Genomic DNA, 25283 nt, shown 5'->3' on the forward strand with positions numbered 1-25283 from the left:
CGATCACGCGTGGATGGCTTGTTCGACGAGGTTGCCCTTGTCGAGGTGCAGCGTGTGCGTGGCGTACTCGGCCGCCTTCGGATCGTGCGTGACCATCACGATGGTCTTGTTGTGATCGCGATTGAGCATCTGCAGCAGCCCCAGGATTTCCTCGGCCGATGCGCGGTCCAGGTCGCCGGTGGGTTCGTCGCAGATCAGCAGCGTGGGGTCGGACACGATGGCGCGCGCGATTGCCACGCGCTGCTGCTGGCCGCCGGAGAGTTCGGACGGCCGATGCTTGCCGCGATCCTTCAATCCGACCAGTTCCAGCGCGATTTCTGCGTTGCGCTTGCGCTGCGCGGCCGAGAGCTTGGTGAGCAGCAGCGGCAGTTCGACGTTCTTCTGCGCGGTGAGCGTCGGCATCAGGTTGTAGAACTGGAAGACGAAGCCGACGTGGTTGCTGCGCCAGTTCGACAACTGCCCCGACGCGAGCTGGTCGATGCGTGCGCCGCCCACCGAGATCTCGCCGCCCGAAGGCGTATCCAGGCCGCCGATGAGATTGAGCAGCGTGGTCTTGCCCGAACCCGACGGGCCCATCAGCGCGACGAAATCGCCCTCGTCGATATCCAGGTCCAGGCCGTTCAGAACGTCGACGGTCTCCGGACCGCGGCGGTACTTCTTGTGCAGGTTGCGGATGCTGACGAGGGTGGACATGCGAACTCCGGGGGGTGGGTGCGGTGGGGAGTTACTGCGCTTCTGGTTTCTTCTGCTTGATGCGGCCGCCATCGACCAGCGATTCGGGCGGGCTGAGCACGACGGTGTCGCCGCCGCTCAGTCCATCGACGATCTCGCGGTCGTCGCCCAGCGTGCGGCCGACCTTGACCGCGCGCTGCTGCGCCTTGTCGTCGGCGACCACGAATACGACGTCGTTGCCGCCGCGATCGACGATCGCGTTCGCCGGTGCGAGCACCGTCGGCTTGCGCGGCGGCGCGTCCTTCGGCGGCGCGGCTTCCAGGAAGCTCACGCGCGCGCCCATGTCGGGCACGATGCGCGCGTCCTTCTGGTCCACCGCCACGCGCACCTTCACCGTCGCCTTGCCGCGGTCGGCGGCGGGAATGATGGCGATGACGTGGCCGGGGATCTTCCAGTCGGGATAGGCGTTGAGCATGGTCTGCGTCGGCATGCCGGGTTTCACGCGGCCGATGAAGGCCTCGCCGACTTCCACTTCCACTTCCAGCGAATCCATGTCGACGATGGTGCCGATGCCCGTGCGCGTGAAGCCGCCACCGGCGGACAGCGGCGAGACGATTTCGCCCGGCTGCGCGGCCTTGGCGATCACGATGCCCGCGAACGGCGCCCGCACGATCGTGTTGTCCATGCCCAGGTCGGCGATGCGCAGGCGATCGCCGGCCACGCGCGCGTTGCGCTGCGCGGTGAGCAATTGCGCGCGCAATGCATCGCGTTCGGCGACGGCCTGGTCGTACTGCGCTTTGGCGACGAGCTGCTGCTTGACCAGCCCGTTCAAACGACCGACGTTGGCTTCGGCTTCCTTGAGCTGTGCCTGCACCATGCCGATCTGGCTTTGCGCGGCGCCGACCTGCGAAGACATGAGCGAACGTTCGGCGTCTGCGTCGATCGGATCGAGCGTCGCCATGACCTGGCCGGCCTCGACATGCATGCCTTCCTCGATCTTGATCTCGCGCACCTTGCCGGTGATCTTCGCCGACACCGTCGCCATGCGCCGCGCGACCATGTAACCGGTCGCATCGAGCACCGTGGCCGCCCCGCCGCCGCTGGCGCCACCGACGGTGGTCACCTGCGCGGTTTCGACTTCGATCGCCTTGTCGTGACCGAACGCGACCCATGCGCCGACCAGCGCCGCGAACACGCCGCCGAAGATGGCGAGCAATGCCCAGCGCTTCCGCGACGGCGGCGCGGGCGGGGGCGCACTGCGGTCGATGCGCAATTCCTTCAACAGATCGGCGGACGCGTTGGGCATGGTGGTCCAGGGACGGAGGGAGGCGCCTAGTGTGACCAAGCAGGCAGGCGGATGCCATTGCAGGGGCGCAGCCTACGGAAGGCCGCCCCCGGGCGCACCTGACGCATGTCATGTGCTTTGCATGAAGGTCCGGACTGGGACGCGCCCCGGCGCGAGCGCAGCATCGTCTCCACATTCACGTGGAGCTTCGCCATGTCCAGCTTCGAGGGCGCACTCGCGCGCCTGCACCAGGCAAGCAAGTCCTACGGCAAGGTGCGCGCGCTGGACGGCGTGGACCTGACGCTGCGCGGCGGCGAGTTGCTCGCGCTGCTCGGCCCCAACGGTGCGGGCAAGACCACCGCGATCGGCCTGTTCCTCGGACTGCTGCGCGCCGACGGCGGCACGGTCGAACTGTTCGGCCAGGATCCGCAGGACATCGCCGCGCGTCGCCATATCGGCGTGATGCTGCAGGACGCGCAACTGCCGCCGACCTTGCGCGTCGGCGAACTCATTCGCCTGGCCGCCAGCTATTACCCCGCCCCGCGCGGTGTGCAGGAAAGCGCGGACCTGGCCGGTGTCGCCGATCTGTTGAAGCGTCCGTACGGCAAGTTGTCCGGCGGCCAGCAGCGTCGCGTGCAATTTGCGCTCGCACTGTGCGGCCGGCCCAAGCTGTTGTTCCTCGACGAACCGACCGTGGGCATGGACATCGAAGCGCGCCGCAAACTCTGGGCCGCGATCCGCCACCTCGTCGCCGAAGGCAATGGCGTCGTGCTGACCACGCATTACCTGGAGGAAGCCGAAGCGCTCGCCGACCGCGTGTGCGTGATGGCGAAGGGCCGCGTGATCAGCGAGGGCAGCGTCGATGCGCTACGCGCGCGCGTCGCCATGAAGCGCGTGCGCTGCGTGACGCAGTTGCCGATCGAAATCATCCAGGCCTGGCCGGGCGTGGTGGAAATCACGCGCGAAGGCGATCGGCTGTGCATCAGCACCGAGCAGGCCGAAGACGTGGTGCGTCGCCTGCTCGCACTCGACGCCGACCTGCGCGGCCTGGAAGTCCGCGCAGCGGGCCTGGCCGAAGCCTTCACCGAACTGACGCGCGACGATGCCGTCGCCACCTTGCAGGAGGCCGCGTGATGAACGATCTGTCGATCCTCTCCGAACGCCCGCGCATCGATGCGATGCCGCGCATCCGCGTGCTCAACGCGTATCTGCAGGAAATGCGCGCCGAATGCCTGCGTTACCTGCGCAACCCGGGCTTCATGCTGCCGACGCTGTTGTTCCCGACGGTGTTCTACCTGATGTTCGGCGTGTTCCTCGCACGCCCCGGCAGCGAAGCGGGCCGTTATCTGCTCGCCGCCTACGGCACCTTCGGCGTGATGGCGCCGGGCCTGTTCGGTTTCGGCGTGTCGATGGCGATGGAACGCGAGAACGGCCTGCTCACGCTCAAGCGCGCACTGCCGATGCCGCCCTTCGCGTATCTGTTCGGCAAGATGGTCATGGCGATGGGCGTGGCGGCCGGCGTGCTGACGCTGCTGGTGTTGCTCGCGGTATTCGTCGCGCACGTGCCGGTGACCGGTGCGCAGATCGCCGCGCTGTATCTGTCGAACGTGCCGGGCGTGTTGCCGTTCTGCGCGCTGGGCCTGCTGCTCGGCACACTGGTGAAGGGACAGGGCGCGCCCGCGGTCATCAACATGCTGTACCTGCCGATGGCCTTCCTCTCGGGCCTGTGGTTCCCGGTCGCGAGCCTGCCCAAGGCGATGCAGGCCATCGCGCCGGCGCTTCCGAGTTTCCATCTCAACGCGCTCGCGCTGGACGCGGTGGACATCGCGCACGTCAATCCGTGGCCGCACGTCACGCTCTTGCTGGGCTTCACGGTCGGCGTGTCGTGGCTCGCCGCGCGCCGCCTGCGCAAGGTGGGTTGAAGCCCGCTAGCATTGGCCCGCATGAACACCGCCGCCGCCGCGCCCATCCCGCCCCGCATCGCGCAGTTGCTCGCGCGCTGCGGGTTCGCGCCCGCGCCGGATTCGGCGATCGCCGACCTCATCCGCCAGGGCAAATCGCCGTGGACCGACGCGGTCCACCTGCTCTGGTCGCTGTGGGTGTTCATCACCCCGATGTTCGGCATGGGCTACACGTGGAAGTGGGTCGGGCTCACGGCGCTCTCGTATCCGGTGTTCATCGCGCTGTATGCGAAGACCTTGTTGTCCTCGCGCCGCATTTCCGACCGCTACGCCTACGGCATGGCGGTCCTGTGTTTCGTGTTGTTGCCCTGGTATCCCTCGGGCATCAGCTACTTCGTGTTCGGTTGCGTGATGCTGCATGCGGGCAAGCGGCACCGCGCGATCCCGGTGTACCTGCTGCAGTGGCTGGTGATGAACGCGGTGTACGCGGGCATCGCGACCGCGGTGGGCTATCCCTGGCAGATGATCGTGTGGATGCCGGTGATGACGTTGATCATCGGCCTGATCATCAACGTCGAACGCGCGAGCGCCGACAAGGACATCGCGCTGAAACTCTCGCACGACGAAGTGCGGCGCCTGGCCGCCACCGCCGAGCGCGAACGCATCGGTCGCGACCTGCACGACCTGCTCGGCCACACGCTGTCGCTGATCACGCTCAAGCTCGAACTCGCACGCAAGCTCAGCGAGCGCGATCCGCCGGGCTCGCGCCGCGAGCTGGAAGAAGCTGAACGCGTCGCGCGCCACGCGCTGGCCGAAGTGCGCAGTGCCGTCACCGGTATCCGTTCGGCCGACCTGGCCGCGGAACTCGCCTCGGCGCGATTGCTGCTGGAATCCTCGAACGTGCACCTGGAATACGGCGCGCCGCCCACGGGCCTGCCGCCGGATGTCGAACGCGGGCTGTCGCTGGTACTGCGCGAAGCGGCGACCAACATCGCGCGCCACGCGCAGGCGACCAGTGCGCGCGTCGCCTTCGACACCGATGCGCGCAGCGTGCGCATGTGCGTGGAAGACAACGGGCGCGGCGGCGTCACCGACGATGGCAACGGGCTGGCCGGCATGCGCGATCGCGTGCGCGGCATGGGCGGCACGCTGAGCATCGACTCGACCAAGGGCAGCGGCACGAAGCTGCTCGTGCGCGCGGGGTTGCCAGGATGATCCGCATCCTGTTGGCCGAAGACCAGGCGCTCGTGCGCGGCGCCTTGTCGGCGCTGCTTTCATTGGAAAGCGACCTGGAGGTCGTCGGCACCGCGCCCGATGGCGAAGCGGCCTGGCGTGAAGTGCAGCGCCTCAAACCCGACGTTCTCGTCACCGACATCGAAATGCCCGGCATGTCGGGGCTGGAACTCGCGCAACGCATCCAGCGCCACGAACTGCCGATCAAGGTCGTCATCGTCACGACCTTCGCGCGTGCCGGTTTCCTGCGTCGCGCGCTCGACGCCGGTGTGTCGGGTTATTTGCTGAAGGACGCGCCTGCCGAAGATCTCGCCGAAGCCTTGCGCAAGGTGCATCGCGGCGGCCGCGCGATCGACCCGCAACTGGCGATCGATGCATGGAGCGATGCCGATCCGCTCAACGATCGCGAACGGCAGGTGCTGCGCCTGGCCGGCGACGGCATGTCCGCGTCGGAAATCGCCGCCCAGTTGAACCTGTCGGGCGGCACGGTGCGCAACTATCTGTCCGAAGCGATCGGGAAGCTCGGCGTCGGCAACCGCATCGAGGCCTATCGCCTCGCGCGACAGAAGGGTTGGTTGTAACTACCCGAAGCGCTGCCTGAGCATCGCCCACGCCGCACGCAAGCCCTGCGCTTCGCCACCCGCGGGACGTCCCGGGCGATCGGTGTCGTTCCACGAATACACGTCCAGGTGCGCCCACGGCTGCGTGGACGGCACGAAGCGTTCGAGATACAGCGCCGCGGTCACGCTGCCGGCCATGCGCGAAGGCCCGCCGTTGGCGATGTCCGCCACGCTGCTGACGAGATATCGCAGGTACGGACGCCACAAGGGCATGCGCCACACCGGGTCGCGTTGCGCGCCGGAGGCTTCGAGCCAATCGGCGGCGACCGACTCGTCGTTCGCGTACAACGCGGGCAGGTCCGGGCCCAGCGCGATGCGCGCCGCGCCCGTCAGCGTCGCGAAGTCGACCAGCAACGCGGGCTTGTCTTCGGCCGCGCGCGCCAGCGCATCGCACAACACCACGCGCCCTTCGGCATCGGTGTTGTCGATTTCGACCGACACGCCGAGCCGCGTGTTCACGACATCGCCCGGGCGATAACTCATCGGCCCGATCGCGTTTTCGACCGCCGCGACGAACAAGGTCAGCCGCACGGGCAGTTTTTGCGCCATCACCAGGCCGGCGAGCGCGATCGCATGCGCGGCGCCGCCCATGTCCTTCTTCATGTTGCGCATGCCATCGGCGGCCTTGATGTCCAGGCCGCCGGTGTCGAAGCACACGCCCTTGCCGACGAGCGTCAGCTTCGGCGCATCGGCATCGCCCCAACGCACGGCGATCAGGCGCGGCGCGCGATGCGAGGCGCGGCCGACGGCGTAGATCGCCGGATAGTTGTGGGCCAGCAGATCCTCGCCGCTGACCACTTCGATGTGCGCGCCGTGCGCTTCGGCCAGTTCGCAGCAGGCCTGTTCGAGTTGGTCGGGGCCCATGTCTTCGGCGGGCGTGTTGACCAGGTCGCGCACGCGCACGCAGGCGGCGAGCGTGTCGCGCGTTTCGTCGTCGATCGCGCCTGCGACCAGACGCGCCGGCGCACGCAGCGGCGCCTTGTACCGCGTGAAGCGATACGCGCCCAGGCCCCAGCCCAGGTGCAGCGCACGCAGCGCGTCGGCATCGAGTTCGCTCGCCAGCGCCCAGTCCCCCGGCGGCAAGGCGAAGGGTGCATGCGCATAGGAATAGGGATCCAGCGGATCGCCGACGCCCAGCACCGCGCCCGCGATCCCGCCATCGCCCGGCAGCAGCAATACGCTGCCGGAGACGCCGCTGAAGGAATGCGCGTCGATCCAGCTCCCGATTTCGGGGACCTGCAATTGCCGCCATGCGTCGAAGCCCGTGCGTTCGACGCAATACAGCGGCAAGCCCTTGGTCCCCGGCGGTGCGAACCCGTTCGAATCGGTCATGCGACGTCGTCCTGGAGGTGCGCGTCCAGCCAGTCGGCCAACGCATCGAGGGTGGGAAAGGCGAGGTCGGGGCGCACGTGCGCGTGCGGCCACGTCGGTTCGGGATGCAGGTCGTCGCGATGGATCCAGCACGTGCGCAGGCCGGCGCGCGCGGCGCCGAGCACGTCGAGCTCGATGTCGTCGCCGACGTGCAGCACATGTTGCGGCGCATGCCCGAGGCGCTCGCACGCGGCGCGGAAGATCGTGGGATCGGGCTTCGGCGCGCCGTGCTGGCTGGCGCCGAGCTGGAAGGCGAAGTGGTGCTTCAAGCCGATGCGCGCGAGGTCGGCATTGCCGTTGGTCACCGCGGCGACGGGCACGCGCGCGGCGATCCGTTCGAGCGCGGCGACGGCATCGGGATAGCACTCCACGCGATTGCGCTCGGCGAAGAAGGCTTCGAACGCGGGCTCGACCTGCGAGAGGTCATCGCCGGCCAGTTCCATCGCGCGCGCCAGGGTGAGCTTGCGCAGCCGGCTGAAGTCGTGGGCCAGGTGCGGATGTTCGGCGTTGACCACCTCGCGCAGGCGACGCATGGCATCGACCGGGAAGCGCTCGGCCGTGCGCGGGCAGTTCGCGCGCAGCCAGTCGTGCTGCACGTGGTCCACGCGCGCGCCGATGGGCGCGAACGGCCACAGGGTGTCGTCCAGATCGAGGGTGATGGCGCGGATGCGGAGGTTCACCCAGCGGATTCTAAACGGTATGGGCCGAAGGCCACGCCGCACCGCCGCAGTCACTCCAGCAGCTTGGCCCACCCGTCCAGGCCATCGATGCGCGCCAGCACCAGCTTGACGCACACCAACAGCGGCACGGCCAGCAGCAGGCCGATGATTCCCCACAACCAGCCGAAGACCATCAGCGAGAGGATCAGCACCAGCGGCGAGAGCGCCATGCGGCGGCCGAGCACGATCGGCGTGACGATCTGGCCTTCCAGCGTGTGCAGGCCCAGGTACAGCGCCGCCGGCCCAAGCGATTCGAGCGTGCCGCCGTAACTGACGAAGCCCATCACCAACATGATGCAGATGCCGATCAGCGGCCCGACATAGGGCGCGAAGTTCAACAGGCCCGCCATCGTGCCCCACAGCAAGGCTTCGTCGGCGGGCAGGTCGAACAGCAGGTACAACAAACCGGCGAACACCAGGCCGACGATCACGTTGATGATGCTGATGGTGAGGACGTAGCGCGAGATCTCGGTTTCGATCGCCTGCAGGATCTCGACGGTGAGTTTCTTCTGCTGCCGCGATGGCAGCAACGCGATCGCGTTGCGCTGCAGATCGCCGCCGTAAACCATGAAGAAGAACGTCAGCAACACCACAGCGAGGAAGGAGGCGACCACGCGCGGCGTGGAGGTCAGCACGCGGTAGGGATCGTTGACCTCGGTCTTGACGACCTGGACCTTCGAGGAGGTTTCACCGCCGGCCGCGCGCGCGATGTTCTCGGCGGCGCGGTTGGCTTCGGTCATCGGCTTGGTCAGGTTGCGCAGCTTCGGCGCGAGGTCGCGCATCTGCCGGGGGACTTCGCGGACCCACTCGGCGCCGGGCTGCACCAGCACGCGCCCGAGCGAATACGTGGCGAACATGCCCAGGCCCAACACCAGGATCGCGGAAACGAAGCGCGGCACCCACAGTTTGCGCAACAGGCGGATGATCGGATTGCCGACCAGCGCGAAGAACGCGGCGAGCAACACCGGCAGCAACAAGTCCTGCGCCAGGTACAGGGTGAAGGCGACGGCGAGCACCGCGAGCACGATCGCCGCGCTGGAGGAGCGCGGGCGCGGCGGAGACGGCGGTTGTTCGGCCTGGTCGGTCTCGAACTGGAAGCTCATGCGCCCACCGGCGGCGTTTGCGCCACTTCTTCGGCGGATTGCGCGGCCTCTTCGGCCTTGCCTGCCGCAGCCTGCGCGCTGCCACCGGCGAACATGCCCGCGACCGCGGTCAGCATCTGCAGCAGCGTGTTGCCCTTCGCGACACTCTTGCCCGGCTCGAGCTTGCCGACGAGGAAACCCGATGCGAGCCCGGCGATGACGATGCGGCCCGGCGTCCACGACGCGAGCCACGTCGACTTCGCCTGTCGCCAATCGGCGGCGGCCTGGCGCTCCTTCGCCTCGAGCGCGACTTCGGCCTGGCGGACTTTGCGCTGGAGCGATTCGAAGTTCACGCGCGACTCTGCAGTTTGGATGTGGGGATGCTGGCGTAACGCTGGTTGACGGCCGTGTGATTCATGGCGGCGTGACATCGACGCCGAGGCCTTTCTTGACGCCGTCTGCGGTCGCGTCGGCGACTTGTTCGGCACTCTTCTTCGCCGACTTGCTCGAATCGGCGCCCGCCATCATGTCGCCGAGCTCGCCGATGCCCAGGCGTGCGAGTTGGCGACGCGTGGCTTTCATGCGCGTGTGTTCGAAGTAATGCGTCGCCAGCCAGGCGGCGGCCACGGTCAGCACCAGGCTGGTGCCGCCGCACACGACGAGCGAAAGCCACCACGCCCAGCCGACATTGAGCGACAGCCACGCGATCAGCGAGGCCATCAACAACAACCACGCCGATGCGCCGAAGATGATCGCCAGCGCGGTCAGCGCCAGCGTGCGCCCCGCGGCGCTGCGCGCGAGCGCGAAGTCCGCGGTGATGAGGATGCGCAGCGCGGTCGCGGCTTCGCGGCCGGCGGCCCACGTGGCCTTGCCGGTGTCGCCGAGTTCCTTCAGCGCATCGGCGATGCCCGGCGCGGCGGCACGCGCTTGCGTGCCGTCGTCCGTCGTGTCCCCGCTGCCCTCGCTCCCCATCGCGGCGCTGCCTTACTTGTCGCTGCTGCGACCGAGCTTGGCGATGATCCAGCCCGCGGCAAAAGCGACGCCGAAGGAAGCGAGCGGGCGCTCGCGGATCAATTCGGCTGCGCTGTCGATCAGGTCGCGGCCCTTGTCCATGATCGCGTCGACTTGTTCGCGCGAGGCCGCACCGAGGTTTTCGGCCGCCGAAATGGAGGAGAGCGTGCCGTCGGCCAGTTCGGCCTTCATTTGCGCCTTGCCCAGGCGCATCTCGTCGCCCGCGGCGACGGCCGCGCCTTTGATCGCATCGCCCGCGGCCACCGCGGCGCCCTTGAAGTGCTGGCCCGCTTCGCCGAGATCGGCCTTCATCGAATCGGTCGCACGACCGTTGTTGTCCGGGGACATCGCGTTCTCCTTGGGGGGTGGGGGATTACTGCATGGCCAGGTCGCCGCGCGCGTTGCCGCGCAGCACGCGCAGCACCAGGCGTTGCGGGGTCTGCCCGAAACTGGCGCGGAAGCCGCCAAGATCGATGAATTCGCCGCTGGTGGCGGCAAGCACGACGTCGTCCTTCTGCAAGCCATTCTGCGCCGCGCGGCTGCCGCGTGCGACCGCACTCACCAGCACGCCGTCCAGGCCCGCCTGGCGCAGGCGCTCGGGCAGTTCGGAGAAGGTGGCGCCGGCCAGGCGCGCATCGAGCACGCTGCCATCGTAGGCGCGCGGCTGTTCGCGCAGCGTGGCCTTGAGGGTGAGCGGCGCCTTGTCGCGGCGCAGCTCCAGCGCGACGTCGCTGCCGACCGCCTGCAAGCCTTCGAAGTTGTGCAGCGCCTCGCGCGTGTCCATGCGCTGGCCGTTGGCCGACAGCACGACATCGCCCACGCGCACGCCGGCGGCCGAGGCGGCCGAGTTCGGGAACACGCGCGTCACCACCGCACCGCGCGGCGTATCCAGCCCCAGGCCCTTGTAGAGCTGGTCGTCGACCGTCTGCGTCTCGATGCCCAGCGTGCCGCGCCGTACTTCGCCCGTGCTCGCCAGCTGGCGCATCACGTTGCCGGCCAGGTTGGCGGGAATCGCGAAGCCCAGGCCGATGTCGCCGGCGCGGCTGCCCTGCGGATTGAAGGTCGCGGTGTTGATGCCGACCAGTTCGCCGCGCAGGTTGACCAACGCGCCGCCCGAATTGCCCGGGTTGATCGACGCATCGGTCTGGATGAAGTTCTGGAAGCCCAAGCCAGGCAAGCCATTGCGCCCGACCGCCGAGACGATGCCCGAGGTCACCGTCTGGCTGAAGCCGAAGGGATTGCCGACCGCGACGACGAAGTCGCCCACGCGCAACTGATCGGAGTTCGCCAGCGGCAACGCGGTGAGCTTGTCGGCCTGGATGCGCATCAGCGCGACATCCGTATCCGGATCGGAGCCGACGAAGTTGGCGACGAAGGTGCGTCCATCGGCCAGCGTCACCGACACTTCGTCCGCGCCCTCGATGACGTGGTGGTTGGTCAGCACCAGGCCCTTGGCCGCATCGACGATCACGCCCGAGCCCAGCGACTGGTTGATCCGTTCCTGCGGCACCTGCGGGAACAGGCGGCGGAACACCGGATCGTCGGCGAAGGGATTGCGCACGCGCACGCGTTGCTTGGTATGCACGCTCACCACCGCGGGCGTGACCTTCTCCAGCATCGGCGCCAGCGACGGCAGCGCCTGGCCATCCACGGCGGTCGGCAACGCGGCCACCAGCGGCACGGCGGCGGGCGCCGGTTCGGCCATCGCGGGGGATTGCAGTCCTTCGCGCATCGCAGTCGCCGCGAAGCCGCCGAAACCAGCGGCGATCGTGAGGGCGGCGAGCGTTTTCAGGGGAGCATGGCGCATGAGTTCATTGTCCCGGGGGCAAGTGAGTCAGTGATGTGAAATCGCGGCAGGCCGCCATCGAATCAAGACGTCGCTGAACAGGGGCGTATTTTTGGTCGCGTGGCCGGATGCTTGCGGACAACGCGTTTCTGCGCCTTCGGCGCGCGCATCACAGGCTCGACAAATATTTTCGCCAGCCCGTTGACACAGCTCGCGGCCGGGGCGTAGTTTCGCCTTCCGTTGCCACAACATATAGTGGTGGCAGCGTAGGACGGACCTGAATGTTGTGTTCCACGAACTTTCAGGCCCATCCACGAACACAGGCGATAACGTGACCGGAATCCCGGTTGCGTCAGGGGAAAACCAGCGTTCGAAGGTGGCGAGGGATACGCCCATGGGGTGGCGTTTCCGGCTTGCTTCCGTGGAACCGGAGCGACCCGATCGCCACCAGATAAAACGATGAGAACCGGGCACGACCCGGCCACGACGAGGAGATGGAGCAGCATGAGCACGGTGCGCCTCGAGGCGGTCAAGATGGACAACGCAGCGCAGGAGATCCCGATGCAGCCGGCCTCGGCCGACATCTGGGACAAGAAGTACCGGCTGAAGACGAAGTCGGGTGAAGCGATCGATGCCGACATCGACGGCACCTACCAGCGTGTCGCCAGGGCGCTGGCCGAAGCCGAGGGTTCGCCCGAGAAGCAGAAGTACTGGCACGAGCGTTTCGTCTGGGCGCTGCGCCGCGGTGCGATTCCCGCCGGCCGCATCACGTCCAACGCAGGCGCCCTGGAACACAAGCCGGCCACCTCGACGATCAACTGCACGGTCTCCGGCACGATCGAAGACTCGATGGACGGCATCCTGGAGAAGGTGCACGAAGCGGGCCTGACGCTGAAGGCCGGTTGCGGCATCGGCTATGAATTCTCGACGCTGCGCCCGCGAGGCGCGTTCGTCGCCGGCGCCGGCGCCTACACGTCGGGCCCGATGTCCTTCATGGATATCTACGACAAGATGTGTTTCACCGTCTCCTCGGCCGGTGGCCGTCGTGGCGCGCAGATGGGCACCTTCGACGTCTCGCACCCCGACGTGAAGGACTTCATCCGTGCCAAGCGCGAAGACGGGCGCCTGCGCCAGTTCAACCTCTCGCTGCTGATCACCGACGGCTTCATGGAAGCGGTGGAAAACGACGCCGACTGGCCGCTGGTCTTCCCGGTCAACGCCAAGGAACAGGGCGACATCGACCTGGCCGACGCGCAGACGGTGGTCTGGCGCGAATGGCCCACGCACAAGAACTACATCGTGCGCGAAGACGGCCTGGTCGCCTGCCGCATCTACGGCCACATCCGCGCGCGGCACCTGTGGGACATGATCATGGTCTCGACGTACGACTACGCCGAGCCGGGCTTCATCCTGATCGACCGCGTCAACGAGATGAACAACAACTGGTGGTGCGAGAATATCCGCGCGACCAACCCCTGCGGCGAACAACCGCTGCCGGCCTACGGCGCATGCCTGCTGGGCTCGGTGAACCTGACCAAGTTCGTGCGCAACGCCTTCACCGACCAGGCCGAATTCGACTGGGAGGAATACAAGGAAGTCGTGCGCGTGTTCACCCGCATGCTCGACAACGTGGTCGAAGTGAACGGCCTGCCGTTGCAGCAGCAGCGCGACGAGATCATGCGCAAGCGCCGCCACGGCATGGGCTTTTTGGGCCTGGGCAGCACGATGACGATGCTGCGCATGAAGTACGGCTCGCCCGAATCCTGCGAATTCACCGACCGCATCGCCCGCGACATGGCCGTGGCCGGCTGGGAAATGGGCCTGGTGCTCTCCAAGGAAAAGGGTGCCGCCCCGATCATGGAAGAGCGCTTCCCGGTGACCGCCGAGATGCTGCGCAAGCGCCCCGAGATGGTGCGCGATGGCTGGAAGATCGGCCAGGACATCGAAGGCAAGGTGCTGCACGCCAAGTACTCGCGCTACATGCAGCGCGTGGCCGAAGTGGCGCCGGAACTGGTGGACGAGCTGGCCGAAGTCGGCGCGCGCTTCACCCACCACTCCTCGATCGCCCCGACCGGCACGATCTCGCTGTCGCTGGCCAACAACGCCTCCAACGGCATCGAGCCCTCGTTCGCGCACCACTACAGCCGCAACGTGATCCGCGAAGGCAAGAAGACCAAGGAGAAGGTGGACGTCTATTCCTTCGAACTGCTGGCCTACCGCGAGCTGGTCAACGCCAAGGCCATGCCTTTCTCGGACGAAGCCGGCGCCAAGCTTCCCGACTACTTCATCTCCGCCGACGACATCTCGCCGAAGGAACACGTCGACGTCCAGGCCGCCGCCCAGAAGTGGGTGGACTCCTCGATCTCCAAGACGGCCAACGTCCCCACGGACTACCCGTACGAAGACTTCAAGGACATCTACCGCTACGCCCACCAGCAAGGCCTGAAGGGCTGCACCACCTTCCGCTTCAACCCCGCCGCCTTCCAGGGCGTGCTGGTGAAGGAAGCGGACCTGGAGAACACGACCTACCGTTTCGAGCTGGAAGACGGCTCGGTCCTGGAGGTCAAGGGCAACGAGCAGATCGAGTACGACGGCGAGATGCACACCGCCGCCAACCTGTTCGATGCACTCAAGGAAGGGTATTACGGGAAGTTTTGAGGAACACCGACAGAGCGTCTCGACTACTTGTTCACGCACGTGACGGGTATAGGATCGCGTTGTTCCACAAACCTGGCCAACGAGGAGCACCAATGAGCAACGGCAACGGGGTCACGGCGACCCTTTCCAACGCCGCCGATACGGTGGTCGAGACCGCCAAGTCCGTCGCCAAGCGCGCGGGCAAGGCAGTGTCGGGCGCGAAGAAGACGGCATCCAAGGCGGCCAAGTCCGCCAAGAAGGCCGTGACCAAGGCGAAGAAGAAGCTCTCCGCTGCGAGCGCGGCGGCGAAGAAGGAAGCCGCAACGCTGAAGCGCAAGGTGGCCGGCAAGAAGGCCGCCGCCAAGCGCGCGGCGAAGAAGACCGGTCGCAAGGCTGCCAACAAGAAGGCCTCGACCAAGCGCGCAGTCAAGAAGACGGCGAAGAAAGTCGGGCGGAAGGTCGCCGCGACCAAGCGCGCGGTCAAGAAGACGGCGAAGAAGGTCGGCCGCAAGGTCGCCGCCAAGAAGGGCGCAGTGAAGCGCGCCACGAAGAAAACGGCGCGCAAGACCTCGGCCCGCAAGGCGCCCGCCCGCAAGACCGCTGCCAAGAAGACCGGCGCTCGCAAGACCGCCCGCAAGACGGCGCGCAAGAGCGCGTAAGCGACAACGTCCCCTCCCGGCGAACGGGAGGGGATTTTTTGGAACCAAATTCAGAGAACGCACATGGCCGTCAAAATCGACAAGAAGATCAAGGGCTACGCCGTCATCAGCGCGGAAGACAAGGCACGCGAGGCGAAAGCCGACGCAGTGGCCCGCGCCACGCTGGAAGCGGAGCTCCCGACGGCCGACGTGATCCAGATGCACGAGCGCATCGAGCGCCCGGAGGTGCTGATCGGCAGCACCTACAAGATCAAGTCGCCGCTGGTCGAACACGCCATGTACGTGACGCTCAACGACATCGTGCTCAACGCCGGCACCGAACACGAACTGCGCCGCCCGTTCGAGATCTTCATCAACTCCAAGTCGATGGAGCACTTCCAGTGGATCGTCGCGCTCACGCGCATCATGTCGGCCGTGTTCCGCAAGGGCGGCGACGTGACGTTCCTGGTGGAAGAAATGAAGGCGGTGTTCGACCCCCGTGGCGGCTACTTCAAGGCCGGCGGCGTCTACATGCCGTCCCTGGTGGCCGAACTCGGCGCGATCGTCGAAGACCACATGAAGTCCATCGGCCTGATCCACGACCCCGAGATGAGCCCGGCGCAGCGCGCCCTCATCGCCGAAAAGCGCGCGGCCTACGAGAACCGCGGCTCAAAAAAAAACAGTGAAGTGAGCCTGGGCCTGGCGACGGGCAGCGACGCACGCACGGAAGAAGTGATCGAAGTGACGGGCGACGGCGCGAGTTTTCCGCCGAGCGCGACGATGTGCCATAAGTGCAGCACGAAGGCCGTGGTGATCATGGATGGGTGTGCGACTTGCTTGAATTGTGGGTACAGCAAGTGCGGGTGATGCCCGGTTGACGTCCTCGGTGGGTAATCGAGGCTATGAGATCGATACACGAGGGACTCCAGGCGAGTCCCTCTTTCGTTTGTGGGTACGGCCCTCACAAGATCCCAAACAGGTTGCCCACTGGAACAATTACGTTCCCTCGCTCCCTGGCGGAGACTCCGCCCTGCAACCTCGCTACGGCACGTCGGAAAAGCCTGAAGGCGAATCCGAAACGTGAAGTGATCAGTCTGTTGGATCGTGCGCTTGCGTCTGATCCCGCTCGGCAAGCGGCAGGCGCACGATCCACCTCGGAGTTTCAAATCTCCGAACGCCGATCCGCAACAAACAGCCGCGAGGCCTGAAGATCGCACCGCACGCTTTCGTCTTGCCCGTCACGCGATTGCGCTCGCATCGCATTTCCCGACAGAGTGAGCAGTGCGCCGCCAGCTAGCTTGTTAGCGTATCTCGCAGGTTCGGCGCCGGTCTGCGTGAACCAACCGCATGAAATGAGGAGCGCGATATGGTCTTGCTCGATGCATGCGTCCCGCCCCCGCGCATGGAAGAGAGTACGCCCCAGAAAACCTCCGGATGCCCTTCAGCCGGGCCGGTCACTCTGGTGCGCGGCGGGAAAATCGAGCGCGACAACGAGGCAGAGGCGCTGGTCGCCGGGATTTGGGACGACATCGTTGCCCATATCAAGGACGTGCTGAAGGGTGATGCCCACGGATACGAAAAGTATCTGGAGCTCGCGGACCCGAGTATCGAGGAAATCATCAGCAGCATCAGCAAGATCGATGAGTTGATGAACAAGATGCTTGACGGGTTTTTTCCCGGCGATTTGCCGATCGAGGTCGAGCTACAGCTGATCGACTGTCAACAATGCATCCACCTGATTCGCCGGGTTCACATCGCGTTGAAGCACGCCAACCAACCTGAGTACGACGACATCATGCACAAGCTCAGGTGCCACAGCGGATCCCACCACGATCACGAGTGAGAGGCAGGAACAGGAGAAATGGAGATGACGATGAATGCCAACAGCACGCCCAGCCAGTCCCGCGACAAGGCCACCCGGCATGACGAAATGATCGCGCTTGCTCGCGAGATTCGTGGCGAGTTCGCAAAGCTGCATGCCCAGATGGGAAAGATTCTTGCGCGGGCGGAGCAGAAAAAGGCTGCGTAAGAACGTTTGCTCCAGGCTCGCGAACGCGTGCCGGGACACGGGGTGTTGATGCGTAAAATGATCGGCACCCCAAGACCCAAGACCCAGGCATCCGAAATGAGTGCACCTGAAGACCGCTACGCCGACCGGCCCTTCCTCCGCTTGCTGGAGTGCCTCGCACTCGACGCTATCGATGCACTCGACCCCGACCAGCGCGCCGCCCTGGAAGAGATGGCGCCCAAACTCGCAGCGTCCCTGGGCCGCGAAGGCACATGGCAACAGATCGTCGCCGCGCAAATGAATTGGGGTGAGGGCATCGAAGTGGCGATTCGTGAACTCTGGGACCGCAATCGCGAAGTCGCGCGCGTAGAGGGGATCGAACTGACGAGTGATGAATTCGCGATGTTGTTCGCGGAGGCGAATACATCGGACGAGGAGTGAAGCGCGAGATCATCTTGCCGACGCCAGCAAAATGATCGAACGACGCACGCTCCCGACAACGATCGGCTTCCTGCAAAGCACGCTTTGCAGCCCCCAACAACCGCTCGGGCGAAATCCCCGGATCGAAGCGACCCGCAAGGTAATGCCCCAGCGTGGGGAGTTTCAAATTTTTTTCCCAAAAAAATTTGGAACTTCACACGTTCGGGCGGCGCGCCAATGATGGAGGAAGCCCGTTCAACCGGCCCGAACTCCGCACTGCACAACCAGCGCTAGACTCCGCAAAACGCCACCCGCGGGGAACACCATGCTCCGGTACCTGCTCGCCTTGTCGCTCGGCCTGCTCGTCGCATCCCCCGCCATCGCAGCACAGCCCACCCTCCGCGAATACCACGCGAACACCGGCCACCCCGACGCCTGGCAAGGCGGCGTCCGCATGATCCCGATCCACACCCCGGTCGGCGACTTCAAAGTCTGGACCAAACGCGTCGGCAACAACCCCCGCATCAAGGTCCTGCTGTTGCACGGCGGCCCGGGCGCGACCCACGAACCCTTCGAAGTCTTCGACAGCTTCCTCCCCGCCGATGGCGTGGAGTACTACTACTACGACCAACTCGGCTCCTACTACAGCGACCAGCCCGACGACCCGAAACTCCTCAACCTCGATCGCTTCGTCGACGAAGTCGAACAAGTCCGTCAGGCCCTGCACCTGGACAAGGACAACTTCTACCTCTACGGCCACTCCTGGGGCGGCATGCTCGCCATCGAGTACGCCCTCAAGCACCAGGACCACCTCAAGGGCCTGATCATTTCGAACATGGTCTCCAGCATCCCCGCTTACAACAAATACGCGAACGACGTGCTGATGCCGGAGCTCGGCCCCGAAGCACTGGCCGAACTGCACAAACTCGACGCGGCCAAGGACTACGACAACCCGCGCTTCGAACAACTCCTCCAGCCGCACTACGAACACCACATCCTGCGCCGCCCGATGACCGAATGGCCCGAACCGCTGCTGCGCGGCTTCGCGCGCCACCTCAACAAGAAGGTCTACGTCCCGATGCAGGGCCCGAGCGAACTCGGTGCCAGCGGCATCCTCGTCGACTGGGACCGCACGGAAGACCTGAAGAACATCACCGTGCCCACGCTCGTGATCGGCGCGCGTTACGACACCATGGACCCGAAGTACATGGAGATGATGAGCAAGAAGCTGCCGCACGGCGACTACCTCTATCTCCCCAACGGCAGCCACTGCGCTTACTACGACGACCAGGACGCGTACTTCGCCGGCTTGCTGAAGTTCCTGCACAAGGTGGACGAGGCCAAGGCGGGCGGCTGATTGCCCGCCAGATCGCCCGCTAGAATGCGCTCGACCGGCATGGGGGCCGGCGTGTTCCAGGGGGCTCCATGCGCTTCGCCGGCCGCATCACCGAATGGCACGACGAGAAGGGTTACGGGTTCGTCGTTCCCAATGGCGGGGGCGAGCGCGCCTTCGTGCACGTGAAACGATTCGAACGTCTCCGGCGTCGTCCGGAACAGGGCGATCTGTTGTCGTATGAAGTCGGGCGCGATGAAAAAGGCCGGCTTGCTGCGATGCGCGTGCGGATCGCGGGGCAGCCAGTCGTTGCAGAACACAACCAACGCAAGTTGCGCATCCCGCACACATTCCTGGGCTTCATCGCGATCGCTGCGATGGCGATCGCTGCGTGGTGGGGTTGGTTGCCCGTGCTGGCCGTCGTCATCTACACGGTGATGAGCGTGGCGACGTTCGCCTACTATTTGCGCGACAAACGCGCCGCTCAGGAGAGCGCGCGGCGAACGCCGGAAGCCGAACTGCATTTGTTGTCGCTCGCGTGCGGCTGGCCAGGTGCGCTGCTCGCGCAGGGGCTGCTGCGGCACAAGTCGAAGAAGGCGTCGTTCCAGTTCGCGTTCTGGCTGACGGTGATCGCCAACATTGGACTGATGGCTTGGCTGTCGTCGTCTCACCGATAAGAGCGCTTCACTTCTTTTTCTTCTTCTTCGATTTCGACTTGTGCTTGGCCTTGCTCTTCGCCTTCGCCTCCGCGGCGAAGCGCGCCTGCACGTCGACAATCGCCGTCGGCAGCTTTTCCTGCAACGTCGCAAGCAATTCCGCGCTCGCATCGGTGTCGATCGGTTTCCCATCCGGCGTGGTCGCCGTGACACGCGTGGTGGTCTTGCGGATCCTGTCGGAGAGCAGCAAGGCCTTCGTCAACACCAGCAGTTCCTGGCCGCGGTAACGCAAGGTGTACATGTCGAGCATCTGCGAGCGGCCTTCGTACTCGACGCCCGGGGTGTTCACGACGATCGCGCCGACGGCATTCCAGGTTTCGTTCTTGTCGGCCTCGATGGTGAACTCGCCGCGGGTCGTGGTCGGCGCTACGGGGAATTCGAGCGTGGTCGATGGCGGTTGTTCCGCCGGTTTGGGCTTGGTTGCACAGCCCGCGGCGAGCAGGAGCGTCGCCACCAGGACCCACAGCTTGCCTTGCACGCGCATTCGACCTCCGGGTGTGTACGCTCCGCCTGATGCGCGCGCCCCTTCTCACGGTTTGCCTCATCGCGGCTTGCGCCGCGTGGCCTGCGCACGCACGGACTGTGTACCGGTGCGTGCGCGATGGCACCGTCAGTCTGGCCACCGCGCCTGAACCCGGCTCGAAGTGCGTGGCCAAACACTTCGACGACGACGCGGCGAAAGTGCCGAACCTCTGGGGCAATCTCGGCGTCGTGCAGGGCACGCTGTACGAGCGCCAACAGGACGGGGTCACCGTGTACGGCACCCGCAAGTTGCCGGGGTCGACGCCGGTGCTCGCCTTCACCGTGCAAACACCGCCGAATTCATCGGCGCACGTCGGGCTGGGCGAACTCGGGCCGCCGCAGTTGAAGCGCTTCAATGCCGAGTTCCGCGCCGCGGCCAAGCGCACCGGCGTGGAAGACGCAATGCTGCGCGCGTTCGCGCATGCCGAAAGCGGATTCGATCCGATGGCGACCTCGAGCAAGGGCGCGCAGGGCGTGATGCAGTTGATGCCCGACGTCGCGCGCGAGTACGCGGTCGCCGATCCGTATTCGGCCGCGCAATCCATCGACGCCGGCGCGCGCCACCTGAAGTTGTTGCTGCAGCGCTACAAGGGCGACCTGGATCTGGTCGCCGCGGCCTACAACGCCGGCATCGGCACGGTGGCGCAGTACAAGGGCGTGCCGCCGTATCGCGAGACCATCGAATACGTGGCGAAGGTGCAGGCCTTGTACGACCGCTATCGCACCGCGATGACCAAGCCGGCCAAGGCCCGCCGTTAAGCCGCCATTTGCTGCGGCGCACACGCGGCCTTCACGCGATGCTGAGCAGTCGGCGCGTTTCATGGCGCCCGATGTACGCCCGCCTCGCCACCGCCGCCGTGTTGTGCCTGTTGCCGTTCGCGGGTGCGCAGGCGCGCACCGTTTACGAATGCCTGCGCGATGATCGGCTGAGCCTGTCGACGGTTCCCGAGCCCGGTTCGAAGTGCAAACCCAAGCGCGTGAACGATCGCAAGGCCAAGGTCCCGAATTTCTGGGGCGACCAGGGCCCCGTGCGCGGCAACCTGTACACGACGCGCATCAACGGCATCGCCGCGTACAGCACGCGGCCGATCCGCGGCTGGAAGGAAGTCGCCGAGCCGGTGCGCATCCGCGCGCCGCGCGATTCGTGGGCGCATGAAGGCTACGGCGAACTCGGTTCGCCGCGCCTGGATGTGTTCGCGGCGCAGTTCGTCGCCGCGGCGAAGAAGACGGGCGTCGAGGATGCGTGGTTGCGCGCCATCGCCCATGCCGAGAGCGACTTCAATGCGCGTGCGCTGTCGCCGAAGGGCGCGCAGGGCGTGATGCAACTGATGCCGGCGCTCGCGCGCGCCTACGGCGTGGCCGATCCGTATCAATCGGCGCAGTGCATCGACGGCGCCGCGCGCCACATCCGCGATCTCATGCGTCGCTACAAGGGCGACCTGGTGCTCGTCGCCGCCGCCTACAACGCAGGCACCGGCGCGGTCGACCGCTACGGTGGCGTGCCGCCGTACGCGGAGACCGAGGATTACGTCGAAAAGGTGCAGGCGCTGTACGCGCGCTACCGCACGGCGCTGAAGAAGCCGGTCGCAACCAGAAGCTGAGCCTGGGGACGCTGCGCTCACCGCGCAGGCGCTAGCCTCGATGCACCGCCGGCCGCGCATGGAAGCACGATGTCCTTCGCTCATCGTTACGAACCCACCGAGCCCGAGCGGGCGAGCGTGGACGTGCGCGCCGGCCCTGCAGTGCTCGAGTTCGGTGCACCGTGGTGCGGTCATTGCATTGCGGCGCAATCGCCGCTCGAGGCGGCCTTCGCCACGCACGCCGACGTCCATCACCTGAAGATCGAGGACGGCCGCGGCCAGCCGCTGGGACGTTCGTTCCGCGTGAAGCTGTGGCCCACGCTGATCTTCTTGCGCGACGGCGAGGAGGTCGCACGCCTCGTGCGTCCCACGACGCCCGGCCCGATCGCCGAAGCGCTCGCGATCATCGATCCTCCGACGCCGCCATGATCGAAGAGCCCGCGCCGCCGGCCATGCAACCGCGCGCGGATGGTGCGCCGCAGCCGTCGATGCGGTGGCTGGAGATCGCCGATCGCGCGGATGTCGGTTTGTTGCGGGTGGATGCGGGCGGGCACCTGGTCGACGTGAACGCTGCCGCCGCGCGTTTGCTCGGGCGCGGCATCGACGTGTTGCGCGGCATGGCGTTCGATTCGCTGGGCGACATCGCCGATCGCGACGCGATGCAACGCGCGATGGGCGCCTTGCACGCAGGAAAGCGGCCTTCGACCATCGCGATCCAGATCGCACGCCCCGATGGCGGATCGCTCGCGGCGATGGCGCGCTTCACCGCGGTGCGCGATTTCACCGGCGTGCTGCGCGCCGCCACGATCACCTTGCTGGAACTGGACGCGGGCGAGCTGCCGACGCTCATCGAACCGCAGCGGCCGCGCGAAGCCATCGCCTCCGACATGAGTTATCGCGCGCTGTTCGAGGACATCGACCAGGGCTTCTGCGTGATCGAAGTGTTGTTCGACGGCGATGCGCCCGTCGACTATCGCTACATCGAAACCAATCGCGAATTCGAGCGCGATACCGGCCTGGTCGACGTGGTCGGCAGGACCATGCGCGAACTCGTGCCCGACCACGAGGCGCACTGGTATCACTTCTATGGCGATGTCGCGCGCAGCCGTCGCGCGGCGCGCACGATGCTCCCCGCGCAGGCGCTCGGGCGCTGGTACGAGGTGCATGCGTTCCCGTTCGGCGCCGCGAACAGCGGTCGAGTGGCCGTGCTGTTCGAGGACATCTCGACGCGAACGCGCACCGAGGTCGCGCTGCGCGACAGCGAAGAGCGTTTCCGCTGCCTGGCCAACGCTTCGCCGACGATCCTCTGGAGTGCGACGTCCGACGGCGCGATGACCTGGCTCAGCGATCGGTGGACCGAATACACGGGCCAGGGCCTGGACGTCAGCCGCGAGGAACGCAACAGCCTGATCCATCCGACCGATCGCGAGGCGGTGGCGAGTGCATGGCATCGTGCGTTCCAGGGCGAACCCTTCGAAACCGAATTGCGGCTGCGCCGGCGCGATGGCGCCTATCGCTGGTTCCTGGTGCGCGCAAATCCCTCGCACGATGAGACCGGCAAGCTCACCGGGTGGTACGGCGCGACCACCGACATCCACGACCACAAGCTCGCCGAACAGGCGCTGCGCGAGGTGGACCAGCGCAAGGACGAATTCCTCGCCACGCTCGCGCACGAGTTGCGCAATCCGCTCGCGCCGCTGCGCAACTGCCTGCATATCCTGCGCATCGCCGAACAGGGCGAGGCGGGCGCGCACGTCGACATCCAGCGCCTGCATGGCGTGATGGAACGCCAGGTCTCGCAACTGGTGCGTTTGGTCGACGATCTGCTGGAGGTTTCGCGCATCACGCGCGGCATGGTGCCTTTGCACCTGCAGTTGGTGTCGCTGTCGGATGTCGTCGATCGCGCGGTCGAAACCAGCCGGCCCCTCATCGATGGGGCGCACCACGAACTCGTGGTGTCGGTGCCCACCAGGCCGCTGGTGCTGCACGCCGATCCGGTGCGCCTGGCGCAGGTGCTGTCCAACCTGCTCAACAACGCGGCCAAATACACCGAGCCGGGCGGACGCATCGCGCTGGACGCACGCGCCGATGGCGACGAAGCGGTGATCGTCGTGCAGGACAATGGCTTGGGCATCGCGACCGACCAGATCGCGCGCGTGTTCGATCTCTTCAGCCAAGCCGAACATTCCATCGGTCACGCGGCGGGCGGACTCGGCATCGGGCTGACGCTGGTGCGCAGCCTGGTGGAGATGCACGGCGGTTCGGTGATCGCGCGCAGTGCGGGGCTGGGCCTGGGCAGCGAGTTCGAAGTGCGATTGCCGCTCGCGCAGGGCGACGCCGATCCGCTTGCCGCGAGGGAATCGGAGCCGAGCTCCGGCACGCGCATGCGCTTGCTGGTCGTCGACGACAATCGCGAGCACACCGATTCGCTCGCGCTGTTCCTGCGCATGCAGGGGCACCAGGTGCGGACCGCTTACGATGCGGCCTCGGCGCTGACCTGGCAGGTCGCCTTCGCGCCCGACGCGGTGCTGCTCGACCTGGGCATGCCCGGCGTGGACGGTTACGAGGTGTGCCGTCGCATGCGTGCGGCCGATGGCGGCGAGCGCCTGGTGGTCATCGCGATCACCGGATGGGGCCAGCCGGAAGTGCGCACGCGCACGGCGGAAGCAGGCTTCGACGCGCATGTGGTGAAGCCGGTGGATCCGGCCGCGTTGGAGAACCTCGTCGACTCGCTGCTGCGCATGAAACACCGCGCATGAAAAACCCCTCCCCGCGAAGGCAGGGGAGGGGCTGGGGAGGGGGTTGCTCGGTTCGGCGACTTAGCTCGTACGCCCGGTGCTCTCACCACGATTCTGCTGCTGCGATGCGTTCTGCGAGCCCTGCATGTCGCGGTCGCTGGATTGCGAACCGGCACGATTCCACGCCGCTTCGGCCGCCTTGTTCGCGCCCTGGTCCCACTTCAGCGCCTTTTCGTTGCCCTTGATGCTGTTCTCGTACTGGCTGCGCAACTGGCTTTCGGACTGGCTGAAGCTCTGGCCGCCACTGCCGTACTGCTGCCGGCCCTGTTCGCCGGTCTGGTAGGCAGACTGGTAGTCCTCGAACTGCTTGCCCTGTTGATAGTAGGGCTCGTTCTGGAACTGCTGCTTCCAATACTGTTCGGAACCTTGCTGCTGCCAACCCTGTTGCTGCTGGCCGGACGCTTGCTTCTGCGAAGATTGGTTCTGAGACGATGCGCCCTGCGAGCCTTCGTTCTGATTACCCATTTCGACTTCTCCGACTACGGCCGAAATTGCCGTCGCACGACGTTACGCATGCGGGCGTTAGCGAACTTCGTGCGAGCAGTGAAGGTGTCGCTAACGCGATTCAGCGTGGTGAACCCAGCGCCGGAAATTGCGTGGTCATGCGCGCACCGTGCACGACGCCCCAGCGGATGCCGATGCGATGCAGGCGTGCTTCCATCGCCGCGCGCATCGACGGTGGCGTGCGCTCCAGGATCGCGGCGTGGCGTTCGGCCCATGCGCTGGCGAGGGCGAAGACGTTGCCGGACATCGATTGGATGCGGGGCATCTCGCGGTCCAGCGCTTCCAGTTCGGCTTCCAGTGCCGGCCCAAGATCGACCGCCTGCCCCGCAATGGCGTGCTCACTCATGGTGTTCCCCCTGGCGCCCTGTCGGGCGCGTGGATGCACGCTCGCCGGCGGCGGGTGCAGCCGACGTGACGATGCGCCACTAAACCGTTCATCTGCCGAGA

The 25283-nt window shown here is 66.3% G+C and carries 28 protein-coding genes; 16 read left to right on the plus strand and 12 right to left on the minus strand.

Annotation, left to right across the window (positions count from 1 at the left end; genetic code table 11):
• Nucleotides 1–3 precede the first annotated feature (3 nt).
• Entirely contained in the window at nucleotides 4–693 is a 690-nt protein-coding gene (locus AB4059_RS08765) for an ABC transporter ATP-binding protein (protein ID WP_498978533.1), read from the minus strand.
• 31 nt (nucleotides 694–724) lie between these two features.
• Nucleotides 725–1978: an efflux RND transporter periplasmic adaptor subunit gene (locus AB4059_RS08770; RefSeq protein ID WP_498978534.1), complete on the minus strand. Its 1254-nt coding sequence runs from the start codon at nucleotides 1976–1978 to the stop codon at nucleotides 725–727.
• 192 nt (nucleotides 1979–2170) lie between these two features.
• Here AB4059_RS08770 and AB4059_RS08775 point away from each other — a divergent pair, with 192 nt between their 5' ends.
• The 4 genes from AB4059_RS08775 to AB4059_RS08790 are packed head-to-tail and all read left to right on the plus strand — an operon-like array spanning nucleotide 2171 to nucleotide 5672.
• Entirely contained in the window at nucleotides 2171–3091 is a 921-nt protein-coding gene (locus AB4059_RS08775; protein WP_498978535.1) for an ABC transporter ATP-binding protein, read from the plus strand.
• A complete protein-coding gene (locus AB4059_RS08780) occupies nucleotides 3091–3879 on the plus strand; it encodes an ABC transporter permease (protein ID WP_498978536.1) in 789 nt (262 codons plus the stop codon). The genes AB4059_RS08775 and AB4059_RS08780 overlap by 1 nt, the downstream gene beginning before the upstream one ends.
• 21 nt (nucleotides 3880–3900) lie before the next feature.
• The gene (locus AB4059_RS08785) at nucleotides 3901–5073 is read left to right on the plus strand and encodes a sensor histidine kinase (protein ID WP_498978537.1); all 1173 of its coding nucleotides are present in this window, start codon (nucleotides 3901–3903) and stop codon (nucleotides 5071–5073) included.
• Complete coding sequence (locus tag AB4059_RS08790; RefSeq protein ID WP_498978538.1) at nucleotides 5070–5672, plus strand: response regulator transcription factor; 603 nt, start codon at nucleotides 5070–5072, stop codon at nucleotides 5670–5672. The genes AB4059_RS08785 and AB4059_RS08790 overlap by 4 nt, the downstream gene beginning before the upstream one ends.
• Here the strand turns inward: AB4059_RS08790 and AB4059_RS08795 are convergent, their stop codons facing one another.
• The 7 genes from AB4059_RS08795 to AB4059_RS08825 form a co-directional block, all read right to left on the minus strand.
• Nucleotides 5673–7043, minus strand: a complete 1371-nt coding sequence (locus AB4059_RS08795; protein WP_498978539.1) for a leucyl aminopeptidase family protein — start codon at nucleotides 7041–7043, stop codon at nucleotides 5673–5675.
• Nucleotides 7040–7762 (minus strand): HAD family hydrolase, encoded by a 723-nt coding sequence (locus tag AB4059_RS08800; RefSeq protein ID WP_498978540.1) that lies wholly within the window; start codon nucleotides 7760–7762, stop codon nucleotides 7040–7042. The genes AB4059_RS08795 and AB4059_RS08800 overlap by 4 nt, the downstream gene beginning before the upstream one ends.
• A 50-nt stretch (nucleotides 7763–7812) precedes the next feature.
• Nucleotides 7813–8904, minus strand: a complete 1092-nt coding sequence (locus tag AB4059_RS08805; RefSeq protein WP_498978541.1) for an AI-2E family transporter — start codon at nucleotides 8902–8904, stop codon at nucleotides 7813–7815.
• Nucleotides 8901–9236 carry a hypothetical protein gene (locus AB4059_RS08810; protein ID WP_498978542.1) on the minus strand — a complete coding sequence of 112 codons (336 nt, stop codon included), beginning with the start codon at nucleotides 9234–9236 and terminating at the stop codon, nucleotides 8901–8903. The genes AB4059_RS08805 and AB4059_RS08810 overlap by 4 nt, the downstream gene beginning before the upstream one ends.
• 61 nt (nucleotides 9237–9297) lie before the next feature.
• Nucleotides 9298–9855: a phage holin family protein gene (locus tag AB4059_RS08815; protein ID WP_498978543.1), complete on the minus strand. Its 558-nt coding sequence runs from the start codon at nucleotides 9853–9855 to the stop codon at nucleotides 9298–9300.
• Nucleotides 9856–9867: 12 nt separating this feature from the next.
• A complete protein-coding gene (locus tag AB4059_RS08820; protein WP_498959767.1) occupies nucleotides 9868–10242 on the minus strand; it encodes a hypothetical protein in 375 nt (124 codons plus the stop codon).
• Between the two features lie 25 nt (nucleotides 10243–10267).
• Entirely contained in the window at nucleotides 10268–11701 is a 1434-nt protein-coding gene (locus AB4059_RS08825; protein WP_498978544.1) for a Do family serine endopeptidase, read from the minus strand.
• 483 nt (nucleotides 11702–12184) lie between these two features.
• Between AB4059_RS08825 and AB4059_RS08830 the strand changes: the two genes are divergently transcribed.
• From AB4059_RS08830 to AB4059_RS08865, 8 genes are all read left to right on the plus strand, one after another.
• On the plus strand, nucleotides 12185–14338 hold the full coding sequence (locus AB4059_RS08830) for an adenosylcobalamin-dependent ribonucleoside-diphosphate reductase (protein WP_498978545.1): 2154 nt from the start codon (nucleotides 12185–12187) through the stop codon (nucleotides 14336–14338).
• A 92-nt stretch (nucleotides 14339–14430) separates the two neighbouring features.
• Complete coding sequence (locus AB4059_RS08835; protein ID WP_498978546.1) at nucleotides 14431–14976, plus strand: histidine biosynthesis protein HisIE; 546 nt, start codon at nucleotides 14431–14433, stop codon at nucleotides 14974–14976.
• 63 nt (nucleotides 14977–15039) lie between these two features.
• Nucleotides 15040–15822, plus strand: a complete 783-nt coding sequence (locus tag AB4059_RS08840; protein WP_498959775.1) for a TSCPD domain-containing protein — start codon at nucleotides 15040–15042, stop codon at nucleotides 15820–15822.
• A gap of 499 nt (nucleotides 15823–16321) precedes the next feature.
• Complete coding sequence (locus AB4059_RS08845) at nucleotides 16322–16798, plus strand: hypothetical protein (protein WP_498978547.1); 477 nt, start codon at nucleotides 16322–16324, stop codon at nucleotides 16796–16798.
• 18 nt (nucleotides 16799–16816) lie between these two features.
• A complete protein-coding gene (locus AB4059_RS08850; protein WP_498978548.1) occupies nucleotides 16817–16984 on the plus strand; it encodes a hypothetical protein in 168 nt (55 codons plus the stop codon).
• 57 nt (nucleotides 16985–17041) lie between these two features.
• Entirely contained in the window at nucleotides 17042–17404 is a 363-nt protein-coding gene (locus tag AB4059_RS08855) for a hypothetical protein (protein WP_498978549.1), read from the plus strand.
• A 304-nt stretch (nucleotides 17405–17708) separates the two neighbouring features.
• Nucleotides 17709–18740: a proline iminopeptidase-family hydrolase gene (locus tag AB4059_RS08860; protein ID WP_498978550.1), complete on the plus strand. Its 1032-nt coding sequence runs from the start codon at nucleotides 17709–17711 to the stop codon at nucleotides 18738–18740.
• 68 nt (nucleotides 18741–18808) lie between these two features.
• Nucleotides 18809–19393 carry a DUF1294 domain-containing protein gene (locus tag AB4059_RS08865; protein WP_498978551.1) on the plus strand — a complete coding sequence of 195 codons (585 nt, stop codon included), beginning with the start codon at nucleotides 18809–18811 and terminating at the stop codon, nucleotides 19391–19393.
• A 7-nt stretch (nucleotides 19394–19400) separates the two neighbouring features.
• Here the strand turns inward: AB4059_RS08865 and AB4059_RS08870 are convergent, their stop codons facing one another.
• A complete protein-coding gene (locus tag AB4059_RS08870) occupies nucleotides 19401–19916 on the minus strand; it encodes a hypothetical protein (protein ID WP_498978552.1) in 516 nt (171 codons plus the stop codon).
• A 26-nt stretch (nucleotides 19917–19942) separates the two neighbouring features.
• Between AB4059_RS08870 and AB4059_RS08875 the strand changes: the two genes are divergently transcribed.
• From AB4059_RS08875 to AB4059_RS08890, 4 genes are all read left to right on the plus strand, one after another.
• Nucleotides 19943–20713, plus strand: a complete 771-nt coding sequence (locus AB4059_RS08875; RefSeq protein WP_498979048.1) for a lytic transglycosylase domain-containing protein — start codon at nucleotides 19943–19945, stop codon at nucleotides 20711–20713.
• Between the two features lie 71 nt (nucleotides 20714–20784).
• Nucleotides 20785–21555: a lytic transglycosylase domain-containing protein gene (locus AB4059_RS08880; RefSeq protein WP_498978553.1), complete on the plus strand. Its 771-nt coding sequence runs from the start codon at nucleotides 20785–20787 to the stop codon at nucleotides 21553–21555.
• 69 nt (nucleotides 21556–21624) lie between these two features.
• Nucleotides 21625–21963: a thioredoxin family protein gene (locus AB4059_RS08885; protein ID WP_498978554.1), complete on the plus strand. Its 339-nt coding sequence runs from the start codon at nucleotides 21625–21627 to the stop codon at nucleotides 21961–21963.
• The gene (locus tag AB4059_RS08890; protein WP_498978555.1) at nucleotides 21960–24293 is read left to right on the plus strand and encodes a PAS domain S-box protein; all 2334 of its coding nucleotides are present in this window, start codon (nucleotides 21960–21962) and stop codon (nucleotides 24291–24293) included. Before AB4059_RS08885 ends, AB4059_RS08890 begins: the two co-directional genes overlap by 4 nt.
• Before the next feature lie 60 nt (nucleotides 24294–24353).
• Here AB4059_RS08890 and AB4059_RS08895 read toward each other — a convergent pair whose 3' ends face one another.
• Nucleotides 24354–24797, minus strand: coding sequence for a hypothetical protein (locus AB4059_RS08895; RefSeq protein WP_498978556.1), 444 nt, complete (start codon nucleotides 24795–24797; stop codon nucleotides 24354–24356).
• A gap of 100 nt (nucleotides 24798–24897) precedes the next feature.
• On the minus strand, nucleotides 24898–25182 hold the full coding sequence (locus AB4059_RS08900) for a hypothetical protein (protein ID WP_498978557.1): 285 nt from the start codon (nucleotides 25180–25182) through the stop codon (nucleotides 24898–24900).
• Between the last annotated feature and the right edge of the window lie 101 nt (nucleotides 25183–25283).

The organism is Lysobacter sp. 2RAF19 (assembly GCF_052115395.1).
In the GTDB taxonomy this organism is placed as follows: domain Bacteria; phylum Pseudomonadota; class Gammaproteobacteria; order Xanthomonadales; family Xanthomonadaceae; genus Noviluteimonas.

Excerpts from the sequence above, each read along its gene's own strand:
- AB4059_RS08825 (WP_498978544.1), bottom strand. The coding sequence starts at position 11,701 with ATGCGCCATGCTCCCCTGAAAACGCTCGCCGCCCTCACGATCGCCGCT.
- AB4059_RS08770 (WP_498978534.1), bottom strand. The coding sequence starts at position 1,978 with ATGCCCAACGCGTCCGCCGATCTGTTGAAGGAATTGCGCATCGACCGC.
- AB4059_RS08900 (WP_498978557.1), bottom strand. The coding sequence starts at position 25,182 with ATGAGTGAGCACGCCATTGCGGGGCAGGCGGTCGATCTTGGGCCGGCA.
- AB4059_RS08860 (WP_498978550.1), top strand. The coding sequence starts at position 17,709 with ATGCTCCGGTACCTGCTCGCCTTGTCGCTCGGCCTGCTCGTCGCATCC.
- AB4059_RS08785 (WP_498978537.1), top strand. The coding sequence starts at position 3,901 with ATGAACACCGCCGCCGCCGCGCCCATCCCGCCCCGCATCGCGCAGTTG.
- AB4059_RS08780 (WP_498978536.1), top strand. The coding sequence starts at position 3,091 with ATGAACGATCTGTCGATCCTCTCCGAACGCCCGCGCATCGATGCGATG.
- AB4059_RS08765 (WP_498978533.1), bottom strand. The coding sequence starts at position 693 with ATGTCCACCCTCGTCAGCATCCGCAACCTGCACAAGAAGTACCGCCGC.
- AB4059_RS08815 (WP_498978543.1), bottom strand. The coding sequence starts at position 9,855 with ATGGGGAGCGAGGGCAGCGGGGACACGACGGACGACGGCACGCAAGCG.
- AB4059_RS08895 (WP_498978556.1), bottom strand. The coding sequence starts at position 24,797 with ATGGGTAATCAGAACGAAGGCTCGCAGGGCGCATCGTCTCAGAACCAA.
- AB4059_RS08820 (WP_498959767.1), bottom strand. The coding sequence starts at position 10,242 with ATGTCCCCGGACAACAACGGTCGTGCGACCGATTCGATGAAGGCCGAT.
- AB4059_RS08870 (WP_498978552.1), bottom strand. The coding sequence starts at position 19,916 with ATGCGCGTGCAAGGCAAGCTGTGGGTCCTGGTGGCGACGCTCCTGCTC.
- AB4059_RS08890 (WP_498978555.1), top strand. The coding sequence starts at position 21,960 with ATGATCGAAGAGCCCGCGCCGCCGGCCATGCAACCGCGCGCGGATGGT.
- AB4059_RS08865 (WP_498978551.1), top strand. The coding sequence starts at position 18,809 with ATGCGCTTCGCCGGCCGCATCACCGAATGGCACGACGAGAAGGGTTAC.
- AB4059_RS08775 (WP_498978535.1), top strand. The coding sequence starts at position 2,171 with ATGTCCAGCTTCGAGGGCGCACTCGCGCGCCTGCACCAGGCAAGCAAG.
- AB4059_RS08840 (WP_498959775.1), top strand. The coding sequence starts at position 15,040 with ATGGCCGTCAAAATCGACAAGAAGATCAAGGGCTACGCCGTCATCAGC.
- AB4059_RS08855 (WP_498978549.1), top strand. The coding sequence starts at position 17,042 with ATGATCGGCACCCCAAGACCCAAGACCCAGGCATCCGAAATGAGTGCA.
- AB4059_RS08880 (WP_498978553.1), top strand. The coding sequence starts at position 20,785 with ATGTACGCCCGCCTCGCCACCGCCGCCGTGTTGTGCCTGTTGCCGTTC.
- AB4059_RS08835 (WP_498978546.1), top strand. The coding sequence starts at position 14,431 with ATGAGCAACGGCAACGGGGTCACGGCGACCCTTTCCAACGCCGCCGAT.
- AB4059_RS08805 (WP_498978541.1), bottom strand. The coding sequence starts at position 8,904 with ATGAGCTTCCAGTTCGAGACCGACCAGGCCGAACAACCGCCGTCTCCG.
- AB4059_RS08850 (WP_498978548.1), top strand. The coding sequence starts at position 16,817 with ATGGAGATGACGATGAATGCCAACAGCACGCCCAGCCAGTCCCGCGAC.
- AB4059_RS08790 (WP_498978538.1), top strand. The coding sequence starts at position 5,070 with ATGATCCGCATCCTGTTGGCCGAAGACCAGGCGCTCGTGCGCGGCGCC.
- AB4059_RS08885 (WP_498978554.1), top strand. The coding sequence starts at position 21,625 with ATGTCCTTCGCTCATCGTTACGAACCCACCGAGCCCGAGCGGGCGAGC.
- AB4059_RS08830 (WP_498978545.1), top strand. The coding sequence starts at position 12,185 with ATGAGCACGGTGCGCCTCGAGGCGGTCAAGATGGACAACGCAGCGCAG.
- AB4059_RS08845 (WP_498978547.1), top strand. The coding sequence starts at position 16,322 with ATGGTCTTGCTCGATGCATGCGTCCCGCCCCCGCGCATGGAAGAGAGT.
- AB4059_RS08795 (WP_498978539.1), bottom strand. The coding sequence starts at position 7,043 with ATGACCGATTCGAACGGGTTCGCACCGCCGGGGACCAAGGGCTTGCCG.